General features: G+C 36.7%; 21 protein-coding genes and 1 pseudogene. 15 read left to right on the top strand and 7 right to left on the bottom strand.

Features of this window, described 5'->3' with window-relative positions; genetic code table 11:
- Nucleotides 1-4: 4 nt before the first annotated feature.
- The 3 genes from ACLBWW_RS03760 to ACLBWW_RS03750 all read right to left on the bottom strand — a co-directional run bounded on the left by ACLBWW_RS03760 (nucleotide 5) and on the right by ACLBWW_RS03750 (nucleotide 2,420).
- A complete protein-coding gene (locus tag ACLBWW_RS03760; RefSeq protein ID WP_048541383.1) occupies nucleotides 5-652 on the bottom strand; it encodes an MOSC domain-containing protein in 648 nt (215 codons plus the stop codon).
- Between the two features lie 83 nt (nucleotides 653-735).
- Nucleotides 736-1,278 carry a transcription repressor NadR gene (locus ACLBWW_RS03755; RefSeq protein ID WP_000812272.1) on the bottom strand — a complete coding sequence of 181 codons (543 nt, stop codon included), beginning with the start codon at nucleotides 1,276-1,278 and terminating at the stop codon, nucleotides 736-738.
- Entirely contained in the window at nucleotides 1,278-2,420 is a 1,143-nt protein-coding gene (locus ACLBWW_RS03750) for an IscS subfamily cysteine desulfurase (protein ID WP_048541385.1), read from the bottom strand. The genes ACLBWW_RS03755 and ACLBWW_RS03750 overlap by 1 nt, the downstream gene beginning before the upstream one ends.
- Nucleotides 2,421-2,571: 151 nt before the next feature.
- On the opposite strand from ACLBWW_RS03750, the gene nadB reads away from it, so the two are divergent.
- The 5 genes and pseudogenes from nadB (at nucleotide 2,572) to ACLBWW_RS03725 (ending at nucleotide 9,086) form a co-directional block, all read left to right on the top strand.
- Entirely contained in the window at nucleotides 2,572-4,101 is a 1,530-nt protein-coding gene (nadB, locus tag ACLBWW_RS03745; protein ID WP_098633565.1) for an L-aspartate oxidase, read from the top strand.
- A gap of 19 nt (nucleotides 4,102-4,120) precedes the next feature.
- Complete coding sequence (gene nadC / locus ACLBWW_RS03740; RefSeq protein WP_048541389.1) at nucleotides 4,121-4,954, top strand: carboxylating nicotinate-nucleotide diphosphorylase; 834 nt, start codon at nucleotides 4,121-4,123, stop codon at nucleotides 4,952-4,954.
- Between the two features lie 30 nt (nucleotides 4,955-4,984).
- Nucleotides 4,985-6,091: a quinolinate synthase NadA gene (gene nadA / locus ACLBWW_RS03735; protein ID WP_048541391.1), complete on the top strand. Its 1,107-nt coding sequence runs from the start codon at nucleotides 4,985-4,987 to the stop codon at nucleotides 6,089-6,091.
- A gap of 226 nt (nucleotides 6,092-6,317) precedes the next feature.
- Nucleotides 6,318-6,474 (top strand): annotated as a pseudogene (gene safA / locus ACLBWW_RS03730) (SafA/ExsA family spore coat assembly protein); the annotation flags it as partial.
- A 1,955-nt stretch (nucleotides 6,475-8,429) separates the two neighbouring features.
- Complete coding sequence (locus ACLBWW_RS03725; RefSeq protein WP_048541394.1) at nucleotides 8,430-9,086, top strand: YhcN/YlaJ family sporulation lipoprotein; 657 nt, start codon at nucleotides 8,430-8,432, stop codon at nucleotides 9,084-9,086.
- 33 nt (nucleotides 9,087-9,119) lie between these two features.
- On the opposite strand, the gene ACLBWW_RS03720 is transcribed toward ACLBWW_RS03725, so the two are convergent.
- The gene (locus ACLBWW_RS03720; RefSeq protein ID WP_081257175.1) at nucleotides 9,120-9,563 is read right to left on the bottom strand and encodes a branched-chain amino acid ABC transporter substrate-binding protein; all 444 of its coding nucleotides are present in this window, start codon (nucleotides 9,561-9,563) and stop codon (nucleotides 9,120-9,122) included.
- Nucleotides 9,564-9,999: 436 nt separating this feature from the next.
- Here ACLBWW_RS03720 and ACLBWW_RS03715 point away from each other — a divergent pair, with 436 nt between their 5' ends.
- The 3 genes from ACLBWW_RS03715 (at nucleotide 10,000) to ACLBWW_RS03705 (ending at nucleotide 11,968) form a co-directional block, all read left to right on the top strand.
- Nucleotides 10,000-10,320, top strand: a complete 321-nt coding sequence (locus tag ACLBWW_RS03715) for an ArsR/SmtB family transcription factor (protein WP_372469775.1) — start codon at nucleotides 10,000-10,002, stop codon at nucleotides 10,318-10,320.
- Nucleotides 10,321-10,387: 67 nt separating this feature from the next.
- A complete protein-coding gene (locus ACLBWW_RS03710; RefSeq protein WP_098067698.1) occupies nucleotides 10,388-11,317 on the top strand; it encodes a DMT family transporter in 930 nt (309 codons plus the stop codon).
- Nucleotides 11,318-11,437: 120 nt separating this feature from the next.
- Nucleotides 11,438-11,968 carry a BofC C-terminal domain-containing protein gene (locus ACLBWW_RS03705; protein WP_372469774.1) on the top strand — a complete coding sequence of 177 codons (531 nt, stop codon included), beginning with the start codon at nucleotides 11,438-11,440 and terminating at the stop codon, nucleotides 11,966-11,968.
- Nucleotides 11,969-11,981: 13 nt separating this feature from the next.
- Here the strand turns inward: ACLBWW_RS03705 and ACLBWW_RS03700 are convergent, their stop codons facing one another.
- On the bottom strand, nucleotides 11,982-12,926 hold the full coding sequence (locus ACLBWW_RS03700) for an iron-hydroxamate ABC transporter substrate-binding protein (protein ID WP_048541402.1): 945 nt from the start codon (nucleotides 12,924-12,926) through the stop codon (nucleotides 11,982-11,984).
- 188 nt (nucleotides 12,927-13,114) lie between these two features.
- Here ACLBWW_RS03700 and ruvA point away from each other — a divergent pair, with 188 nt between their 5' ends.
- The 6 genes from ruvA to yajC are packed head-to-tail and all read left to right on the top strand — an operon-like array spanning nucleotide 13,115 to nucleotide 17,448.
- Nucleotides 13,115-13,732 carry a Holliday junction DNA helicase RuvA gene (gene ruvA / locus ACLBWW_RS03695; RefSeq protein WP_000464511.1) on the top strand — a complete coding sequence of 206 codons (618 nt, stop codon included), beginning with the start codon at nucleotides 13,115-13,117 and terminating at the stop codon, nucleotides 13,730-13,732.
- A 5-nt stretch (nucleotides 13,733-13,737) separates the two neighbouring features.
- A complete protein-coding gene (ruvB, locus tag ACLBWW_RS03690) occupies nucleotides 13,738-14,739 on the top strand; it encodes a Holliday junction branch migration DNA helicase RuvB (protein ID WP_000344467.1) in 1,002 nt (333 codons plus the stop codon).
- The gene (locus ACLBWW_RS03685; RefSeq protein ID WP_000138163.1) at nucleotides 14,736-14,936 is read left to right on the top strand and encodes a DUF2905 domain-containing protein; all 201 of its coding nucleotides are present in this window, start codon (nucleotides 14,736-14,738) and stop codon (nucleotides 14,934-14,936) included. The genes ruvB and ACLBWW_RS03685 overlap by 4 nt, the downstream gene beginning before the upstream one ends.
- A 19-nt stretch (nucleotides 14,937-14,955) precedes the next feature.
- Nucleotides 14,956-16,008 carry a tRNA preQ1(34) S-adenosylmethionine ribosyltransferase-isomerase QueA gene (gene queA / locus ACLBWW_RS03680; protein ID WP_048541404.1) on the top strand — a complete coding sequence of 351 codons (1,053 nt, stop codon included), beginning with the start codon at nucleotides 14,956-14,958 and terminating at the stop codon, nucleotides 16,006-16,008.
- 12 nt (nucleotides 16,009-16,020) lie between these two features.
- Nucleotides 16,021-17,160 (top strand): tRNA guanosine(34) transglycosylase Tgt, encoded by a 1,140-nt coding sequence (gene tgt / locus ACLBWW_RS03675; RefSeq protein ID WP_000125362.1) that lies wholly within the window; start codon nucleotides 16,021-16,023, stop codon nucleotides 17,158-17,160.
- Between the two features lie 27 nt (nucleotides 17,161-17,187).
- A complete protein-coding gene (gene yajC, locus ACLBWW_RS03670; protein WP_001068064.1) occupies nucleotides 17,188-17,448 on the top strand; it encodes a preprotein translocase subunit YajC in 261 nt (86 codons plus the stop codon).
- A gap of 36 nt (nucleotides 17,449-17,484) precedes the next feature.
- Here yajC and ACLBWW_RS03665 read toward each other — a convergent pair whose 3' ends face one another.
- Nucleotides 17,485-17,868: a TIGR04086 family membrane protein gene (locus ACLBWW_RS03665; RefSeq protein WP_000349129.1), complete on the bottom strand. Its 384-nt coding sequence runs from the start codon at nucleotides 17,866-17,868 to the stop codon at nucleotides 17,485-17,487.
- 103 nt (nucleotides 17,869-17,971) lie between these two features.
- Between ACLBWW_RS03665 and ACLBWW_RS03660 the strand changes: the two genes are divergently transcribed.
- The gene (locus ACLBWW_RS03660) at nucleotides 17,972-18,619 is read left to right on the top strand and encodes a DUF421 domain-containing protein (protein ID WP_048541407.1); all 648 of its coding nucleotides are present in this window, start codon (nucleotides 17,972-17,974) and stop codon (nucleotides 18,617-18,619) included.
- A 29-nt stretch (nucleotides 18,620-18,648) separates the two neighbouring features.
- Here ACLBWW_RS03660 and spoVB read toward each other — a convergent pair whose 3' ends face one another.
- A complete protein-coding gene (spoVB, locus tag ACLBWW_RS03655; RefSeq protein WP_048541409.1) occupies nucleotides 18,649-20,208 on the bottom strand; it encodes a stage V sporulation protein B in 1,560 nt (519 codons plus the stop codon).
- Between the last annotated feature and the right edge of the window lie 133 nt (nucleotides 20,209-20,341).

The raw sequence follows: 20,341 nt of genomic DNA, 5'->3' as shown, positions 1-20,341 counted from the left end.
CTATTTATTTTAACTTCGCAAGACGATCCTCTAACTGCCCACGCCAAATATCGGCTAGTTCTGGAACAGCAAGAATCTTTTCGATGCCATCTTTATCTTTTCTATTATGAAAATAAATTTCGTTAGAGAACAATACAGAAACATTGCGCGGTTGACGTTCTAGTAATGTAATTTTAGAATCTTTACGTACAGTACCTTCTTGAAGAACGCGACATAGATAACCAGTAAATCCAGTTGCTACAATGCGCGGCAGTATGCCAGGAATACCAAGGCGTTTTGAAATTGTGCTACAAGGTACTCTCGCTTGTGTCACTTGAATGATTGCTTCACCTAGTTGATATGTATCTCCGATGCAAACATCACGTTCTAACATATTTGTTACGGTAATGTTTTCGCCAAATGTGGAAGCTGGAAGCGTAGTTTGAAATTCTTCTTCCCATAGTGCGTAATGTTCGTGTGGGTACACACAAACTGCGCGGTCAGGTCCTCCGTGGTGTTTTAAATCCGCCACATCATCACCACGAAATCCATCTTTTGAGAGAAAAGCTTCTTCTGCAAGTTCTTTACATATACCAGTAATCATTTCTTTATCTTCGCTATATTTCATTTGTTTTGGTTTGCCAATGCTAAAGTGAACGAGTTCAATTCCCATGTTTGATCCCCTTTACAATTGATTACAATATTATATCACTAAAAAAGCACAGAGAATGATAAAAACTCTGTGCTTTACATGAATTAATAAACGAGAAATCCTGCTTTATCTAGTGCCTCGCAAGCAGCGTCTAATTTCTCTTTTGAATCTGCCTCAATTGTATGTAAGTGAATACCATCTGTTAGTTGCGAAAGATAGGAAGCATTCGTGTTTTCAATTTTTTGTAAATATTGCTCTACATCAAAGCGATTACTTACCATGATGGACGCTGTTAAGTCACCGTATACAGGATGCTCAACTTTTACATCTTTAATCGTAACGCCGTGGTCAACAAGCATTGTAAGTTCTTGACGTACTTCCGCTGGTTTATGTTGGCATACAATTACGCGTTCGAAAGCTTGTTGTTTCTCTTGTGGTTTTAAATATAAATACCCTTGAGCAGTCGCAATAATTGGTTCGTTTCGTGCTTTAAGCAAGGAAATATCTTGCACGATAACTTGTCTACTTACATTTGTCTTTTTCGATAGTTCATTCCCAGATAACGGTTCATTTGCAGCGAGAAGCCACTGAAGGATAAGTTGTCGTCTTTCTTCACCTAAAATCTTTTTTTGTTCATTTTGTTTCATTATGATTTAACACCTCTATAAAATTGATTTCCAATTGTGTGTAGTGCATGAATAGTAGTATCAATTTGATCTTTCGTTGTTTGTTGTCCGAAAGAGAAGCGAACATATTGTTTTGCCTCTTCATACGTTTTTCCAATTGCAAGCATTGTTTTCGAAGGTTCTTGTTTACCGACTTGGCAAGCACTTCCAGTGGAAATGGCAATACCATGGCGATTACATTCTAGCATTGTATATTGACCTTCTATTCCTTTTATTGTAACCCCAACAATATGTGGTAAACAAGAAGTAGAATGACCTTCTACTTGAATTTCTAGAGGAAGCGCTTGTAAATGTCTTAAAAAGTAGGATCGTAACTCTTTAAAACGTAAGCTCTCTTCTTGTTGATTTTTTAATATATTCTCAGCAGCTGTTAAAAAAGATGCGATGCCAGGAACGTTTACTGTACCTGGGCGAAATCCTTTTTCGTGAGAAGTTCCCGGAAATATTTGTGCCCAGCGAACTTGGGGATTTATATAGCAAGCGCCAACACCCTTTGGTCCGTATATTTTATGTGCTGAAACAGAGAGACTATCAATTCCCATCTCAAAAACATTGATAGGAAGTTTACCAAATGTTTGTACACAATCTGAATGAAATAAAACGTTATGTTTTTTTAAAAGTGCCCCGATCTCTGTGATGTTTTGAACGGTTCCGATTTCAGAGTTTCCATGCTGTATGCTTGCTAGAACAGTATTTTCTGTAATGGCTGTTTCTAAATCATCTAAATGAATTAGCCCACCTTCATCAACAGGAATTTCAGTAATGGTATACCCTTCTGATTGTAAGGATTGAAAATAACTTCGAATGGATGCATGTTCCATAGGTGTCGTAATAATGTGCTTCTTATTTCGAGCATTGAGAAGGGATTGAATCGCAAGGTAGTTGGATTCCGAGCCGCCGCTTGTGAAGAATACCCCTTGTTCCTTTCCGCCAATCATTTCAGCAAATGTTTTTCGGCAAACTTGTAATAAAGAAGAGGCTGTTCCTCCAATATCATGTAAACTTTGTTCATTTCCGAAGTATTGCGATGCTGCTTTTATATATGTGTGTAATGCTTCTTCACTCATAGGTGTAGTAGCTGCATAGTCAAGATATATCATCATGTAAGTTCCTCTCCCTAGTAAGAGTTACATTTCTTGTATTTTTTAAATGGTAGTGAAAATAAGAATTATAAAAAACTCTTGTCATTATTTTAAAACTATGTAAATATAGGTGTCAAGACAGTTGAAAAGTGTAAAGTAGGAGGCAACAATTATGCCAAGTGCAGATGTCTTAATTATTGGAAGTGGCGTTGCGGCACTTCGTGTTGCGAAAGAGATTTGTCACGAAAAGAATGTGATTATTATCACAAAGGGAACAAATCGTAATAATAATACATATTTAGCGCAAGGTGGAATTGCCGCAGCAGTTGCAACATATGACAATCCAAATGATCATTTTGAAGATACGTTAGTAGCAGGATGTCATTATAACAATGAAGATGTGGTCCGTTATTTAGTCGAGGAAGGACCGAAAGAAATGAATAATCTCATTGAAAATGGAATGAAATTTGATGGAGATGAAATGGGTCCTCATCTTGGAAAAGAAGGCGCACATCGAAAGCGTCGTATTTTACATGCAGGTGGCGATGCAACAGGAAAGAATTTATTAGAGCATTTCATTCAAGAAGTAGCTCCGCACGTTACGGTAGTGGAACAGGAAATGGTGCTCGATTTTATTATAGAAAATGATAAATGTGTTGGAGTTTTAACAAGAACTAGTGAAGGGAAGTTGAAGCGTTACGTTGCAGATTATACGGTGTTAGCAACAGGTGGGATTGGCGGTTTATACGCCTTTACTTCTAACGATAAGACAATTACGGGTGATGGACTTGCGATGGTGTACCGCGCAGGCGGGGAGCTCGTAGATTTAGAGTTTGTACAGTTTCATCCAACAATGTTATACGCGAACGGGCGATGCTGCGGCCTCGTCTCTGAAGCTGTCCGTGGTGAAGGAGCTATCCTTATGAATGGAAAAGGGCAGCGTTTTATGATGAATATACACCCTGATCACGATCTCGCACCACGTGATGTAGTAGCAAGAGCGATTCATGAGCAGCTTTTGGCGGGTGAACAAGTGTATGTAAATATCGAGTCTATCCAAAATTTCGAAGAACGTTTTCCGACTGTATCATCATTGTGTAAAAAGAATGGTGTCGATATAAATGAAAAACGCATTCCAGTCGTACCCGGTGCTCATTTTCATATGGGCGGCGTGAAAACGAACTGTGATGGAGAGACGTCCATTCCAAATTTATATGCGGTCGGTGAAGTAGCTTGTAATGGTGTTCATGGAGCAAATAGATTAGCAAGTAATTCATTATTAGAAGGTCTTGTGTTTGGAAAAAGAATAGGACAACATATTTTAACGAAAGCGACAAAAGAAAGCTGGAACAACGTGGCTGAGAAGGAAAAGAAGTTTATCGTTCTGAATCATTTGCCGGCGAAAGAAGAAATACAAGAATGCATGATGAAATATGTTGGGATTGTGCGAACAGAGCAAAGTTTATCTTATGCAAAGAGATGGCTTAGTAAGTACGGTGTTCGAAATATGATATTACAACATAATGCTCTTACAAATGAAGAGATAACAATTATTAATATGTTAACAGCCTGTGAGCTTATAGTCGTGTCAGCTTTGCAAAGAGAAGAAAGTATTGGTGGCCATTATCGAAATGACTATCCAGATAGAAATAGCGTAAAAAAAGAGATCGTTCGAGTGAGAAGAAAACTACAACTTGTGTGATGAAGGGAAGAGGGGCTCTATGAACACGATAAAAGTGAAAGAAGCATTAAATCGATTTTTTCTAGAAGATATAGGAGAAAGAGATGTAACATCTCAGCTTATTTTTCCAGACAATTTACTTTCAAAAGGAACGTTTCTTGCGAAGGATACAGGTGTCTTTGCGGGGCGTTTAGTAATTGAAGAAGGATTTAAATTAATTGATGAAAGAATTGAAGTGGCGCTTCATAAAAAAGATGGAGATCTTGTAGAAAAAGGCGAAATAATAGCAACTGCGCAAGGACCAATTGCTTCGTTATTGACGGCAGAGCGCGTTATATTAAACGTTATCCAGCGTATGAGCGGGATAGCTACGATGACACATAAAGCTGTTCTTGCTTTAGATAGCGGCCATACACGTATTTGCGATACGCGAAAAACGATGCCAGGGCTACGCATGTTTGATAAGTATGCAGTTGTGTGCGGAGGCGGATTTAATCACCGTTTCGGTTTATATGACGGTGTCATGATTAAAGACAATCATATTGCTTTTGCTGGTTCTATTACGAAAGCTGTTACATCGGTGAAAGAAAAATTAGGACATATGGTGAAAGTAGAAGTGGAAACAGAAACGGAGGAGCAAGTGAGAGAGGCTGTAGCTGCTGGTGCAGATATTATTATGTTTGATAACCGTAAGCCAGATGAGATCCGGGAGTTTTCAAAGATTGTACCAAGTGCCATCGTTACGGAAGCATCAGGAGGCATTACAATTGAAGATTTATCGAAATATGGAAAAACAGGGGTCGATTATATTTCACTTGGAGCGTTAACACATTCAGTGAAAGCACTTGATATTAGTTTCAATATTGAGGCGTAAGGAAAGTGGCTTAGAGGGGGAGAAAGGAATATGAGTATTTTAGAAAAAGTGCAACCGATTGAAACGATGTTACCAGAGCGTTATTACACGATGACAACAGAAGAAATGGAAAAGCGTGTTCGTGAAATTAAAGAAAAAATGGGGGAAACATTATTTATTCCAGGACATCATTACCAAAAAGATGAAGTGGTACAATTTTCTGATGCAGCAGGAGATTCACTTCAGCTTGCACAAGTTGCAGCGAGCAATAAAGAAGCGAAATATATTGTATTTTGCGGTGTACACTTTATGGCAGAAACAGCAGATATGTTAACGACAGATAATCAAATCGTTATTTTGCCAGATATGCGTGCAGGTTGTTCGATGGCAGATATGGCAGATATTGAACAAACAGAAAGGGCATGGAAAGAGCTCGCAAAATTATTTGGAGATACGATGATTCCGTTAACATATGTTAACTCTACAGCTGCAATTAAAGCGTTTTGTGGTCGTAATGGCGGAGCAACAGTAACTTCTTCTAATGCAAAACAAATGGTGTCTTGGGCATTTACACAAAAAGAGCGTCTTGTCTTTTTACCGGATCAACATTTAGGAAGAAATACAGCATACGATTTAGGTATCCCATTAGATAAAATGGCAGTATGGGACCCACATACAGATTCATTAGAGTACGATGGAGATATAGAAGGAATTCAAGTGATTTTATGGAAAGGGCATTGTTCGGTTCATCAAAACTTTACAGTGAAAAACATTGAGAATGTACGGAAAAATCATCCGGATATGAATATTATTGTACATCCAGAATGTTGTTATGAGGTCGTTGATGCTTCGGATTACGCAGGATCAACGAAATATATTATTGATATGATTGAAGCAGCGCCACCTGGAAGTAAATGGGCAATTGGTACAGAGATGAATTTAGTGAACCGAATTATTCAGCAACATCCAGATAAAGAGATTGTTTCACTTAATCCATTTATGTGTCCGTGTTTAACGATGAACCGAATTGATCTGCCGCACTTATTATGGGTGCTTGAAACGGTAGAAAGAGGAGAAGAAATTAACGTTATTAGCGTAGATAAACAAGTGACTGAAGAAGCGGTTCTTGCATTAAATCGTATGTTAGAGCGTGTGTAAAGCAACGGTATTTCTGTTGCTTTTTTTCATGCATATAATCATAACGAGAACGAAATGGGCATACATTGTTTTGAAGAAATCAATGCGATTTTTTTATACTTATTCCACTTCGAACTATATTGGAAATAGAAGAAGTGTTAAAAGTGAAAAGAAGTTCATGTTATTTAGAAGGTGTTACTTCATGAGATTTGTTACTTATAGATAAGTTATACAGGAGGGGGAAAATTTGAAAATTCATATCGTGCAAAAAGGGGATACCCTTTGGAAAATTGCGAAAAAGTACGGAGTGGATTTTGATACGTTGAAAAATACAAATACACAACTTAGTAATCCAGATTTAATCATGCCAGGTATGAAAATTAAAGTACCATCAAACAGCGTTCACGTGAAACAACATGCTGGAGCAGGTTCATCACCTCCAAAACAATACGTAAAAGAAGTACAACAAAAAGAATTTGCAGCAACGCCAACTCCGCTTGGAATAGAGGATGAGGAAGAAGTTACGTATCAATCAGCGCCAATTACACAGCAACCTGCTATGCAACAAACACAAAAAGAATTGCAAGTAAAACCACAAAAAGAAGTACAGGTAAAACCACAGAAGGAAGTGCAAGTGAAACAGCAAAAAGAAGTACAGGTAAAGCCACAAAAAGAGGTGCAAAAAGAAAAGCCAATTCAAATAGAAAAACCAGTTGAAAAACCATCTGTTATTCAAAAACCACCTGTTATAGAAAAACAAAAACCAGCAGAAAAAGAAAACACGAAGTTTTCGATAAATGTATTACCACAGCCGCCGCAACCACCAATAAAAGCAAAAAAAGAATATAAAATTTCAGATGTAATTAAAAAAGGAAGCGAGTTAATTGCTCCTCAAATTACTAAAATGAAACCTAATAACATCATTTCTCCGCAAACGAAAAAAGATAACATAGTGTCACCACAAGTGAAGAAAGAGAACGTAGGAAATATAGTATCACCGCAAGTGAAGAAAGAGAATGTAGGAAATATAATATCACCGCAAGTAAAGAAAGAAAATATAGGAAACATAGTATCACCACAAGTAAAGAAAGAAAATGTAGGAAACATAGTATCACCACAAGTAAAGAAAGAAAATATAGGAAACATAGTATCACCACAAGTAAAGAAAGAAAATGTAGGAAATATAGTGTCACCACAAGTAAAGAAAGAAAATGTAGGAAATATAGTGTCACCAAATGTATCGAAAGAGAATGTAGTCATTCCGCAAGTAATACCGCCAAATATTCAAGTACCAAACATCATGCCAATGTTGGATAACAATCAGTCACCAAATATGATGCCAATGTTGGATAACAATCAACCACCAAATATGATGCCAATGTTGGATAATAATCAACCACCAAATATGATGCCAATCATGGATAATAACCCAATACCAAACATCATGCCAATGTTGGATAATAATCAACCACCAAATACGATGCCAATCATGGATAACAACCAAATGCCAAATACGATGCCAATCATGGATAACAACCAAATGCCAAATATGATGCCGATAATGGATAACAACCAAATGCCAAACATGATGCCAATCATGGATAATAATCAAATGCCAAACATGATGCCAATCATGGATAATAATCAAATGCCAAATATGATGCCGATAATGGATAATAATCAAATGCCGAATATGATGCCGATAATGGATAATAATCAAATGCCAAATATGATGCCGATAATGGATAACAATCAAATGCCAAATATGATGCCGATAATGGATAATAATCAACCACCGAATATGATGCCATATCAAATGCCATACCAACAGCCTATGATGCCACCTAATCCGTATTATCAACAACAAAATCCATATCAAATGCCATATCAGCAAGGAGCACCGTTTGGACCGCAATATACGTCTATGCCGAATCCAAATATGATGCCAATGGATAATAATATGCCGCCGCTCGTACAAGGTGAGGAAGATTGTGGATGCGGAGGAGAGAGTAGGTTATATAGTCCTCAACCTGGAGGACCGCAATACGCAAATCCTTTATATTATCAACCAACTCAATCGGCATATGCGCCACAGCCAGGAACGATGTATTATCAACCAGATCCACCAAATGTATTTGGAGATCCAGTTTCAGAAGAAGAGGACGAAGAGGAAGTTTAAAAAAGGTGGGATTATTCCCGCCTTTTTTTTTATGTAGAGTCGTTCTGAAAATGGAAGATTTACATCAAATGTTAGAAAATCCCCAGTGAAATATTAACAGTGTAAAAACCTTCTCTGTTACTCATCATAAGAGGGAGCTTTTCAGAAGAGAAGCTCATTCTAACAGAGGGGGTTTTTGTATTGAATACGAAAGTAAAAGTGATTGCTGCTTCTTTGTTAGTTACCAGTGCATTAGCTGCATGTGGTACACCAAAAGATAACAATGCAATGGATGGACGTAACTACAATTACGAGCGTACATCTTATAACGATACACACCAGTACCGTGATAATGTAACGCGTAATGATCGTTATACAGATTATGTAACATATAGAAATGGTCGTAACGATACAGGATATAACAATTATTACCGTGATGTAAATTACAACGGTCAAATTGCTAACCCGCATCCAACACGTAATATTACAATGAACAATTCATACATTAACAATGATGGTAAAACAGCAGAAAAAATAACAAATCGTGTAAAGCGTATGAATAACGTAGACCGCGTGTCTACAGTTGTATATGGAAACGATGTGGCGATTGCGGTAAAACCGCGTAATCCAGTATCGAATGAAACGGCACTTGCAAACGAAGTTCGTCAAGCCGTTGCAAATGAAGTTGGAAACAGAAATGTATATGTTTCTGTAAGAAATGACATGTTTACTCGTGTCGATGCAATGAGTACACGCCTACGTAATGGTACAGTTACAAACGATTTTAATCGTGATATAGGGAATATGTTCCGAGACATTCGTTACGGTTTAACTGGTACTACTGGTACTATGCGATAGCAAAATAAAAGAGGAAGGGGGAGCCCTTCCTCTTTATTCATCATTGTCTTGTAAACGACGTTTTTTAATGAAATAACTAATGGAATAAGAAATTAAAAAACATATAAAGAAAATACTACCTGTTAGAATAGCCTCAAAGAGAGGTCTTTCTGGACTGAAAATAATATAAATAATGGCTATAATAGTTCCTACAATAAGAGAGCGTAAAATAATTTTGTAATAAGGAGTTAACTTTATATCCTTTTCGCCTTCTTCTACATCGATAGAAACGCTTAACTGTAAATAACTAAGTACAATACTTGTAAGGATAAATAATAACCATAATGGAGATTTCGTAATTTGATCCATTCCTTCAGTGAATCCGATATATCCTAAAATGCCAATTATACCAAGCGATTGAAAAAGAAAAGCAATACGTATGTTTTTTAATGTTTTCAGAATGAGACGTTCATCCTTTATTTTTTTCACAATATCCATCTCCTGTTTATTATGATTTCGCTGTTATATTAATTGTAACATATATATTGCATTTATCAATTTATAATTTACATAAAGTTTGTTTGGTTGAAAGAGGAAATAAAATATTTTTATAAACATGTTGCACTTATACTTTATTAATGTTATATTAGCAAAGCGATGAGCTAATTTACGTAAGACGAGAGATATGCTTAAGTGCTAAACACGCGAATGTGGTCGCCTGGTCTCTCGCCGTAAACGCATCAAGACGCCTGCTTTGCAGGCGTCTTTCATTTTATATGAATGTAATGGGAAGAATGGAGGAATCCAATCTTCCCTTTTTTATTGAAATGAAAGTCGGAAAATAAAGTTATTTACAAGTGTATATGAAAGAGTTACTATTTGATGGTAATATATTACATGTTTTTTAGATATAAAAGGTTGGGATGAATAGGATATGGAGAATTTTGAATGTAGAAATACAGAAGTTGTATTAGAGAAATTTCAGGTCGTAACACCTATATTTCAGGCGTTAGGAGATGAGAATCGTCAGCAAATTATTATGTTTCTATTAGAAAACAAGCAGATGAATGTAACACAAATAACAGATAAAATGGGGATTTCTAGACCGGCTGTTTCACACCATTTGAAAATTTTAAAACAAGCAGAATTAATTGTAGCGGATCGAAATGGAAAAGAAATTTTTTATTCTATAATAGCAGGAGAATTTTTAAAACAGGTGAAGGATTTACTTCAAGTAATAGAGTCAAATTATTAATTTTTTTTAAATAACAAGTAAACAAGTTTAAACTTTTAAACCTATTTGCTTAAAAGGGGTAATAAAAATGAAAAGAATAAACCGTATGTATGTAATTATGTTACTTGTTCCTTTGTTTTGGGGTGGATCTTTTGCAACAGCAGAGCATGTTATTACTGAAATTCCACCGATTACTGCAGCAACAATTCGTTTTGGTTTAGCTAGTTTTATTTTAATAGGCATAATTTTTATGAAATCTGAGTGGAATACAAGTTTGTTATTAAAGAATTGGAAAGGGCTGTTATTTGTATCGCTAACAGGTATTTTTGGTTATAATGTTTTTTTCTTTATGGGACTTAACTATACTTCCAGCCTGAATGGCTCGCTTATTATTGCTACAATGCCCGTTTTTGTAACATTGGGAGCAATATTATTTTTTAAAGAGTCTTGGAGTATAAAAGTGGGAATAAGTTTAATGTTGTCCCTTATAGGTGTAATAGTTGTTATTACGAGTGGTTCAATGAATATACTTATGTCTTTGTCATTTAATAAGGGAGATCTTTTATTTATAGCTGCTTTAATCTGTGGGGTGTTATATAGCTTAACAGGGAAAAAAGTTATGAGTGGTGTATCACCTTTGTTAACTACAATGAGTATGACGGTATTAGGAACCGTTTTTTTAGCAGGATTTTCTCTATATGAAGATGGGTGGGGAAAGGTTTTAACGCTTTCTTTACAAGGATGGCTAGAAATGTTGTATATGGTCATATGCGGGACGTTAATTGGGTATATCGTGTTTAATAAAGGAGTAGAAGAGTTAGGTGCAAGTAAAGCGAGTATGTATTTGAATTTAACCCCCATCGTAGCTACTGGCATAGCAGTTATAGTATATGGAGCAGTTGTTACATGGCAACAAGTAGTCGGAATGATAATTGTACTAATCGGGGTTTATATAGCTACGGTACAATCAAATAAAGATATAAAAAAGCTTTCACATAATCAATACGTTTCGAAATAGGTAGAAATAATTGGACTCTATAAGTCTTAATGAGAACAATCTATGAATTAGGGATAAAACCCCCATTTCCGGAAAAACTACTAATGAAAGTTTGATCTTGCCTAAAAGAGGTGAACGGAAATGAAATGGATACTGATTGCGATGCAAGCTTTCGTTATGATGTTTTGTTTCGCTTATGAAACGAATGTGAAGGCGGAAGGACCAGTACCAGAAGTAACGGAAAAAGAGCCTGAAGTTACAATTTTATTAGAGCGAATGTATGTTGATGGAGAAGTAAGCGAGGAAATATTTACAGAAAAAGTAGCGGACTTAGAAAAGTTTTTACAGCAGTATAAAGAATGGCAGCTCGTTGATCGTGATGATGTACAAATTGTATTACAAAAGAAAGTTGATGATATTTCTCCGTTATTAAAGACGAGCGGTTATTTCGGTGTGTCAGAGGAAGGGATATTACAAATTTTCAAAGGTGTACCGAAAAGTGATAATGCGATTCATTCCTTCTTTCAAATTGATATGAAAAAGCTTGAGAGTTATGAGCGTGCGAAATTGAAGCGTGGTATTCGCATTAAATCAAAAGAAGGTTTTGTGAAGACGATTGAAAAAATGAAGCAATACGCAGTGCAAAGTAAGAAAAAAAGCAGCTCGTGGTGAGCTGCTTTTTTTCTTACTTGTTTTTATCTAAAATTTGTTTTGCGATTTCATCGATTAGCATATCTTTTCCAATTGGATTGAAAGCTTTCGTATTGAAGATTTCATTCGATACTTCATATACGTGATTGTTTTTAACTGCTTTATTGTCTTTCCAAACGGCACTGTTTTTATAGTCTTCGTAAACTTTATCAGCTTCGCCGCCGAAGTTTACAATAAACATTTGGTCAGGATGGAATGCAACAAGACCTTCTAACGATACTTGTGCCATCGTTTGTTTTAAATCTGTACCTTTTGTTGCTGGAAGTTTTAAGTCATTAAAGATGATGTCACCGTATCCGAAGCTACCGTATACACGGAAGTTTTGTGGTGTAACTGCGACGAACATAAAGTTCTCATCTTTTGTTTTTTCTTTAATTTTTTTAGATAAAGAGTCTGCTTTTTTATCGTAGTCTGCAATCCATTTGTCTGCTTTCTTTTCTTCGTCAAATAGTTTACCTACTTCTTTAAACTTACCGCGCCAGTCTTCTAAGTTTGTTTCTAAAACAACTGTTGGTGCAACCTTTTCTAATTGATCATAGATCTTCAATTGACGATTATTTAAAATAATTAAGTCTGGTTTTAATGCAGTAACAGCTTCCAGATCAACTTTAGGTGCCCAGTACCACCCTACTGCTTTTACTCCGTCTAATTTTTCTGTTAAATGATTTTGGATTTTATCTTTATATGTGTTTGCTGTACCAACAGGTTTGTGTCCAAGAAGTAATAATTCTTCTGTTGATCCAGAAAGGTCAACAATTCTCTTTGGATTTACTGGAATTGTAGCTTCTCCTTTAGCGTGTTTTACAACTTTTGTTTTCAGTTGTTCTTTCGCTTTCGATTCTTCTTTTTGAGAAGAACAGCCAACGATAGAAAGAACAACTAGCATAATAGTAAATAAAATAAATAGCTTCTGTTTCATCCTGATGTAACCCCTTTAATTAATATTGATAATCATTATCGACTTCTGTATATTAAGGTGCTTCATACTTTCTGTCAATGGAAAATAACAGAAGTTTCAAATAGGGAACATTTGTTGGGGTAGTCTCGCTTTTCTATCATTAAATATGTTAAAATGGAATACATGATTTAAGAGGGAGAGATCGTATTTTGTTTGAATATGTTACAGGTTACGTGGAGTATGTAGGACCGGAATATGTCGTAATTGACCATAATGGAATTGGTTATCAAATTTTCACACCAAATCCGTATGTATTTCAAAGAAGTAAGCAAGAAATCCGTGTCTATACATATCATTATGTGAGAGAAGATATTATGGCACTTTACGGGTTTAAAACACGTGAAGAGCGTTTATTATTTACAAAGTTGTTAGGTGTGTCTGGTATTGGACCAAAAGGCGCTCTTGCAATTTTAGCGTCTGGTCAAACAGGACAGGTCGTTCAAGCGATTGAACACGAAGACGAGAAGTTTTTAGTGAAGTTCCCGGGCGTCGGAAAGAAAACAGCACGCCAAATGATTTTAGATTTAAAAGGAAAACTAGCTGATGTCGTGCCAGATGCATTTGTTGATTTATTCTCAGACACAGAACGTTTTGATGAGAAGAAAGGTTCATCAGCTGAGCTTGATGAGGCGCTGGAAGCTCTGCGCGCACTTGGATACGCAGAACGAGAAGTTTCTCGCGTTGTACCAGAGTTATTAAAAGAATCATTAACGACGGATCAGTATATTAAAAAGGCACTTAGTCTTTTACTAAATGGTAAGAGGTGAGTATAATGGACGAACGTCTCCTTTCAGGGGAATCTGCATATGAAGATTCGGATTTAGAATATTCATTACGGCCACAGACGCTCCGTCAGTATATTGGCCAAGATAAAGCGAAACACAATTTAGAAGTGTTTATTGAAGCAGCGAAAATGCGTGAAGAAACGTTGGATCATGTGCTTCTATATGGACCACCAGGACTTGGTAAAACGACGCTTGCCAATATTATTGCCAATGAAATGGGCGTAAATGTTAGAACAACTTCAGGTCCAGCAATTGAAAGGCCGGGAGATTTAGCAGCTGTATTAACAGCACTTCAGCCGGGTGATGTATTATTTATTGATGAAATTCATCGTTTGCATAGGTCAATTGAAGAAGTGTTATATCCTGCGATGGAAGATTTTTGCCTTGATATCGTAATTGGAAAAGGGCCATCAGCACGGTCTGTACGTTTAGATTTACCGCCATTTACATTAGTTGGAGCAACGACCCGTGCGGGGGCATTATCAGCGCCGCTTCGTGACCGTTTCGGTGTACTTTCAAGATTAGAGTATTACACAGTAGATCAGCTTTCTGAGATTGTTGAACGTACAGCAGAAGTATTCGAAGTTGAAATTGATTCGTTAGCCGCACTAGAAATTGCAAGACGTGCTCGTGGTACACCTCGTATTGCGAATCGTTTATTACGACGTGTACGAGATTTCGCACAAGTTCGTGGTAACGGAACGGTTACGATGGAAATTACACAAATGGCGTTAGAACTACTGCAAGTAGATAAATTAGGTCTAGATCATATCGATCATAAATTATTGCTTGGTATTATTGAGAAATTCCGTGGTGGCCCAGTCGGATTAGAAACGGTTTCGGCAACGATTGGAGAAGAATCTCATACGATTGAAGATGTATATGAGCCATATTTATTACAAATTGGCTTTTTACAACGAACGCCAAGAGGCCGAATCGTAACGCCGCTTGCATATGAGCATTTCGGAATGGAGATGCCAAAAGTATGACGGAGATGCCAAAGCTGCTTATTACAGCTGGTATTTTGCTCATTGTTGTTGGATTAGCTTGGAAGTTCATAGGAAGGCTTCCAGGCGATATTTTTGTGAAAAAAGGTAACGTTACCTTTTATTTTCCTGTCATTACATGTATTGTGTTAAGTATTGTATTATCTTTTATTATGTATATAATAAATCGATTTAAATAAGAAATAGGTGGATATATTTATGGATATTAATCTGTTTGATTTTCATTTACCAGAAGAACTTATTGCACAAATCCCATTAGAAGATCGTGAAACATCAAGATTAATGGTGTTAGATCGTGAAACAGGCGATATTGAGCATAAACATTTTACAGACATTCTTTCTTACTTACATGAGGGGGATTGCTTAGTTTTAAATGAAACGAAAGTTATGCCTGCTCGTTTGCACGGTGTGAAAGAAGATACAGGCGCGCACATTGAAGTACTTCTTCTAAAACAAGAAGAAGGCGATAAGTGGGAAACGCTTGTTAAGCCAGCGAAACGTGTAAAAGAAGGAACTGTTATCTCTTTTGGCGAAGGGAAATTAAAAGCAACTTGCATAGGAACTGCAGATCAAGGTGGACGTCATCTTGAATTTTCATATGACGGCATCTTCTATGAAATTTTAGATGAACTTGGGGAAATGCCACTTCCTCCATATATTAAAGAGACGCTAGAAGATCGCGATCGCTATCAAACAGTATATGCGAAAGAAATCGGTTCAGCAGCAGCGCCGACTGCGGGACTTCACTTTACAGAAGAGTTACTGGAGAAGTTAAAACAAAAAGGCGTCGGGTTAGCTTTCATTACACTTCACGTAGGACTTGGAACATTTAGACCAGTTTCTGCAGATACGATTGAAGAACACCATATGCACGCAGAATATTACCATATGTCTGAAGAGACAGCGGCGTTATTAAATCGCGTGAAAGAGAATGGTGGACGTATTATTACGGTAGGTACGACTTCAACTCGTACGTTAGAAACAATTGCGACAGATCATAACGGTAAGCTTTGTGCTGCTTCTGGATGGACAGACATTTTTATGTACCCAGGTTATGAATTTAAAGCAATTGATGGTTTAATTACAAACTTCCATTTACCGAAATCAACATTAATTATGCTTGTAAGTGCATTTGCAAATAGAGATAATGTACTTCATGCTTATAATGAAGCAGTAAAAGAAAAATATCGTTTCTTTAGCTTCGGTGATGCAATGTTCGTTGCATCTCACGCTAAAATGGGAAACAAATAAAAGGAGTAAATTATGACAGCAATTCGTTATGAATTTATTAAAACTTGTAAACAAACAGGTGCCCGTTTAGGACGTGTACATACGCCGCACGGTTCATTTGATACACCAACATTTATGCCAGTTGGTACACTTGCAACAGTTAAGACAATGTCACCAGAAGAATTAAAAGCAATGGATTCTGGCATTATTTTAAGTAATACGTATCATTTATGGCTACGCCCAGGTCACGAAATTATTCGTGAAGCAGGTGGTTTGCATAAATTTATGAACTGGGATCGTGCGATCTTAACGGACTCTGGTGGTTTCCAAGTATTCAGTTTAAGTGACTTCCGTCGCATTGAAGAGGAAGGCGTTCACTTCCGTAACCACTTAAATGGAGATAAATTATTCTTATCACCAGAAAAAGCGATGGAAATTCAAAATGCATTAGGATCTGATATTATGATGGCATTTGATGAGTGTCCACCTTTCCCGGCTACTTTTGAATATATGAAGAAATCTGTAGAACGTACAAGCCGCTGGGCAGAACGTTGTTTAAAAGCGCATGAACGTCCACAAGATCAAGGTTTATTCGGTATTGTACAAGGCGGAGAGTTCGAAGAGCTTCGTCGTCAAAGTGCAAAAGACCTTGTTTCAATGGACTTCCCTGGTTACGCTGTAGGTGGTTTATCTGTAGGTGAACCGAAAGATATTATGAACCGTGTACTTGAGTTTACAACACCACTTCTTCCAGATAATAAGCCACGTTACTTAATGGGAGTAGGTTCTCCTGACTCGTTAATCGATGGTGCAATTCGTGGTATTGATATGTTTGACTGCGTACTTCCAACTCGTATCGCTCGAAATGGTACATGTATGACAAGTGAAGGCCGTCTAGTTGTAAAAAATGCGAAATTTGCAAGAGACTTCGGTCCGCTTGATCCAAATTGTGATTGCTATACATGTAAAAATTACTCTCGTGCGTACATTCGTCACTTAATGAAATGTGATGAAACGTTTGGAATTCGTTTAACGTCTTATCACAACCTTCATTTTCTGTTAAACTTAATGGAGCAGGTGAGACAAGCTATTCGTGAAGACCGTCTTGGCGATTTCCGCGAAGAATTCTTTGAACAGTATGGCTTTAATAAACCGAATGCTAAAAACTTCTAATACATAATTTAAAAGGAGGAACAAAAGATGAATCCAGGTATGATGAATATCGTTATGATCGTTGCGATGTTTGCGATTTTCTATTTCTTATTAATTCGCCCGCAACAAAAGCGTCAAAAAGCAGTTGCTCAAATGCAAAATGAGTTAGCAAAAGGTGATGCTATCGTAACAATCGGTGGCTTACACGGTACAATCGAATCAGTAGATGAGACGAAAATCGTTATTAAATCTGGTGGTTCACACTTAACTTTCGATCGTAATGCGATTCGTGAAGTTGTGAAAAACTAATGAGAAAGGCCCTGCATGAAATGTGCAGGGCCTTTTTTAGTTATTTTGTTTTGACATATTTACCCCGAAAATACCACCGAGTGTACTCGCGCCCATTAATGCTAATTGATAAAGTAACTGGGAGTTCGATAAAGTTTGAGAGAAGCCTAAATAGTTAACTAGAAAAACAAGTATAGCGAATGTAAGACCTGTTGTGAAACCTACTAGCCAACCTTTCCCTTGTGCTTTTTTGCCGGCAGTAAATCCGGATATAAGCATAGATAAAAGAGCTAGTATAAAAATAGTAACGGCTAATGTCTCTTCAGTCATATCTGTAAACTTTAATAAAAGAGCCATAACCATGCTAATAATTGATGCGAAAATTAATAAGGTAATGATACCAAAGCCAATTGCGGTTGATAATTTTTTCGTTCCATCCATTTATACATTCCCCCTTTTTAATACAAGCATATTTTCTTTTTGCCCAAGTTAGACTAGTTTATTTTTTATAGGGGAGTCTATACGTAAAAAAGGAGATGTAGAAATGGAATGGGTATCAATCATTGGCCGGACGATGCTTTTGTATATCATCATATTAATTATTTTTCGTCTTATGGGTAAACGTGAAATTGGAGAGTTAAGTGTATTAGATTTAGTCGTATTCATTATGCTTGGGGAAATGGCTGTAGTCGCAATTGAAAATACCGATAAATCACTTTGGCACCAATTAGTTCCGATGACTTTTCTTATGTGTATACAGATTATTTTGTCAGTCATTTCATTAAAGTTTCAACGATTTCGGCATTTAATAGAAGGTGAGCCGGCTATTCTTGTAAATGCGGGGAAAATTGATGAAAAGAAGATGAGAAAGCAGCGTTATAATATAGATGATTTATTGATGCAATTAAGGGAGCAAGGAGTTGGAGATATCCGAGATGTAGAATACGCTATTTTAGAACCATCTGGGAAGTTATCTGTCTTTCAAAAACAAAAAGGCGGGCAGGATACATTGCATTTTACTCTTCCTCTTATTATTGATGGAGAAATTCAATTGAATCATTTACAAATGATTGAACATACAGACGAATGGCTCATTGGAAAATTAAAAAACTTAGGTTATAACGATATCACACAAATTTTATACTGCAGCTTTCAAAACGGACAATTTTTTGTTGATTTGAAAGAAAACTAGAGGCTTACTATATGAAATAGTAAGCCCGTTTACTTCAAAAATGAAAGTTTTCGAATGATTGGAAGTCGACTTAACTCTTCTTTTCGAATGAGTTTGAAAGTGAAGAGGAGGATAATATAAACGATTGTTGTTAAAGTGATTTCCCATAATGTTTGTACGCCGAGTGAATGCGAGAAAATTATATATTTATGAAGGTAAAAACCGAAAGCGCCTGCAATACCGATAGCAAGTCCGCCAAAAATGTAGTCTTTTGCGTAAATGGTAAATGTAATTTTCTTTAAAACAGTAGCGTAATGAAGGAATGTTACCGTCACTATATTTGCTGCAATTGCAAGGGCAACCCCCATCATTTGAAAATCTGGCCTTGAAGCTAGTACAAAAATAACGATTAATTTCACGATGGCGCCAATAAATGTATTCATCATTGCAGCTCTTGCTAAGTTTAAAGCTTGTAAAACAGAGGTAAGTGGACTTTGAAAGTAATGAAATAAAAAGCAAGGTGCAAGAAGCTGGATAAATGCTGTTGCACTATCCGATCCATACATAAGAGTTAAAATAGGAGAAGCGAATACGTATAATATAACGACTGACCACCCACCAGTAATTAATGAGATTCGAAGAGCTTGTTGGAGGCGGTGTTCCACTAATTTATGCTGTCTTTTAGCCATCGCTTCACTAATAGATGGAACGAGTGCTGTAGAAAGAGCGTATGTAATAAAGGCTGGCAGTGATAGAAGTGGGAATGCATAACCGTTTAATATACCGTATTGCTGGGTTGCGACAGAGGCAGCAACTCCGGCAATCGCTAAGCTTTGCATAACAACGATAGGTTCAAAAAAATATGAAACGGAACCGATTAAACGACTTCCTGTAGTTGGAAGGGCAATATCCATAAGAGAATAAAATGTACCCTTGCTCTCCTTTACAGTAGTGAAAAATCCAGAGCGTATAGATAAATGTTTTTCGCGCTGGAATAAAGTGAGTAAAAATAATAACGATGCAACTTCACCGAGAACGGCTGATAACATAGCGCCAGCTGCAGCATATTCTACACCGTAAGGTAAAAATAACTGAATGCATATAGCGATAATTGTAATGCGGACAACTTGTTCTATAACTTGAGCATAAGCGCTAGGTTTCATATTTTGTTTCCCTTGGAAATAACCGCGTAAAACAGAAGAAACAGCAATAACAGGAACGACAGGTAAAATGGCCATTAATGGATAGTACGTTCGTTCATCAGTTAATAATGTTTTTGCTAAAATAGGTGTGAGGAGCATAATTCCGATTGTTAAAATGATACTAATAACGGATGTAACAGCTAATGATACTGTTAATATTTTTTTAACTCTTTGTTTATCGTTCACAGCTTCCGCTTCTGCTACAAATTTTGCGATTGCGACAGGAAGGCCGATTTGTGTTAATGTAATTGCTAGAATAAATGTAGGAACGGCCATCATATAAAGGCCAACACCTTCTTCCCCTAAAATACGTGCCATTACAATCCGGTTAATAAATCCAAGGATTTTGGTAATAAAGCCGGCTATCATTAAAATAAATGCACCTTTTAAAAAGCTTTGTCTCGTCATGGTCTTCTCCTACCTTCTCAAAATCAGTGGAATGATTTACAATAATTTATATGCACGTATGAGACAAGAATGACAAGCATTTAAGAGAGTGAAGTATGAGAGTGCTCTTGAAAGTAGTTATTGCTGTCCATTA

Source organism: Bacillus sp. M5A3_1b, from assembly GCF_053345335.1.
This window is presented reverse-complemented; position numbering and strand designations above follow the sequence as displayed.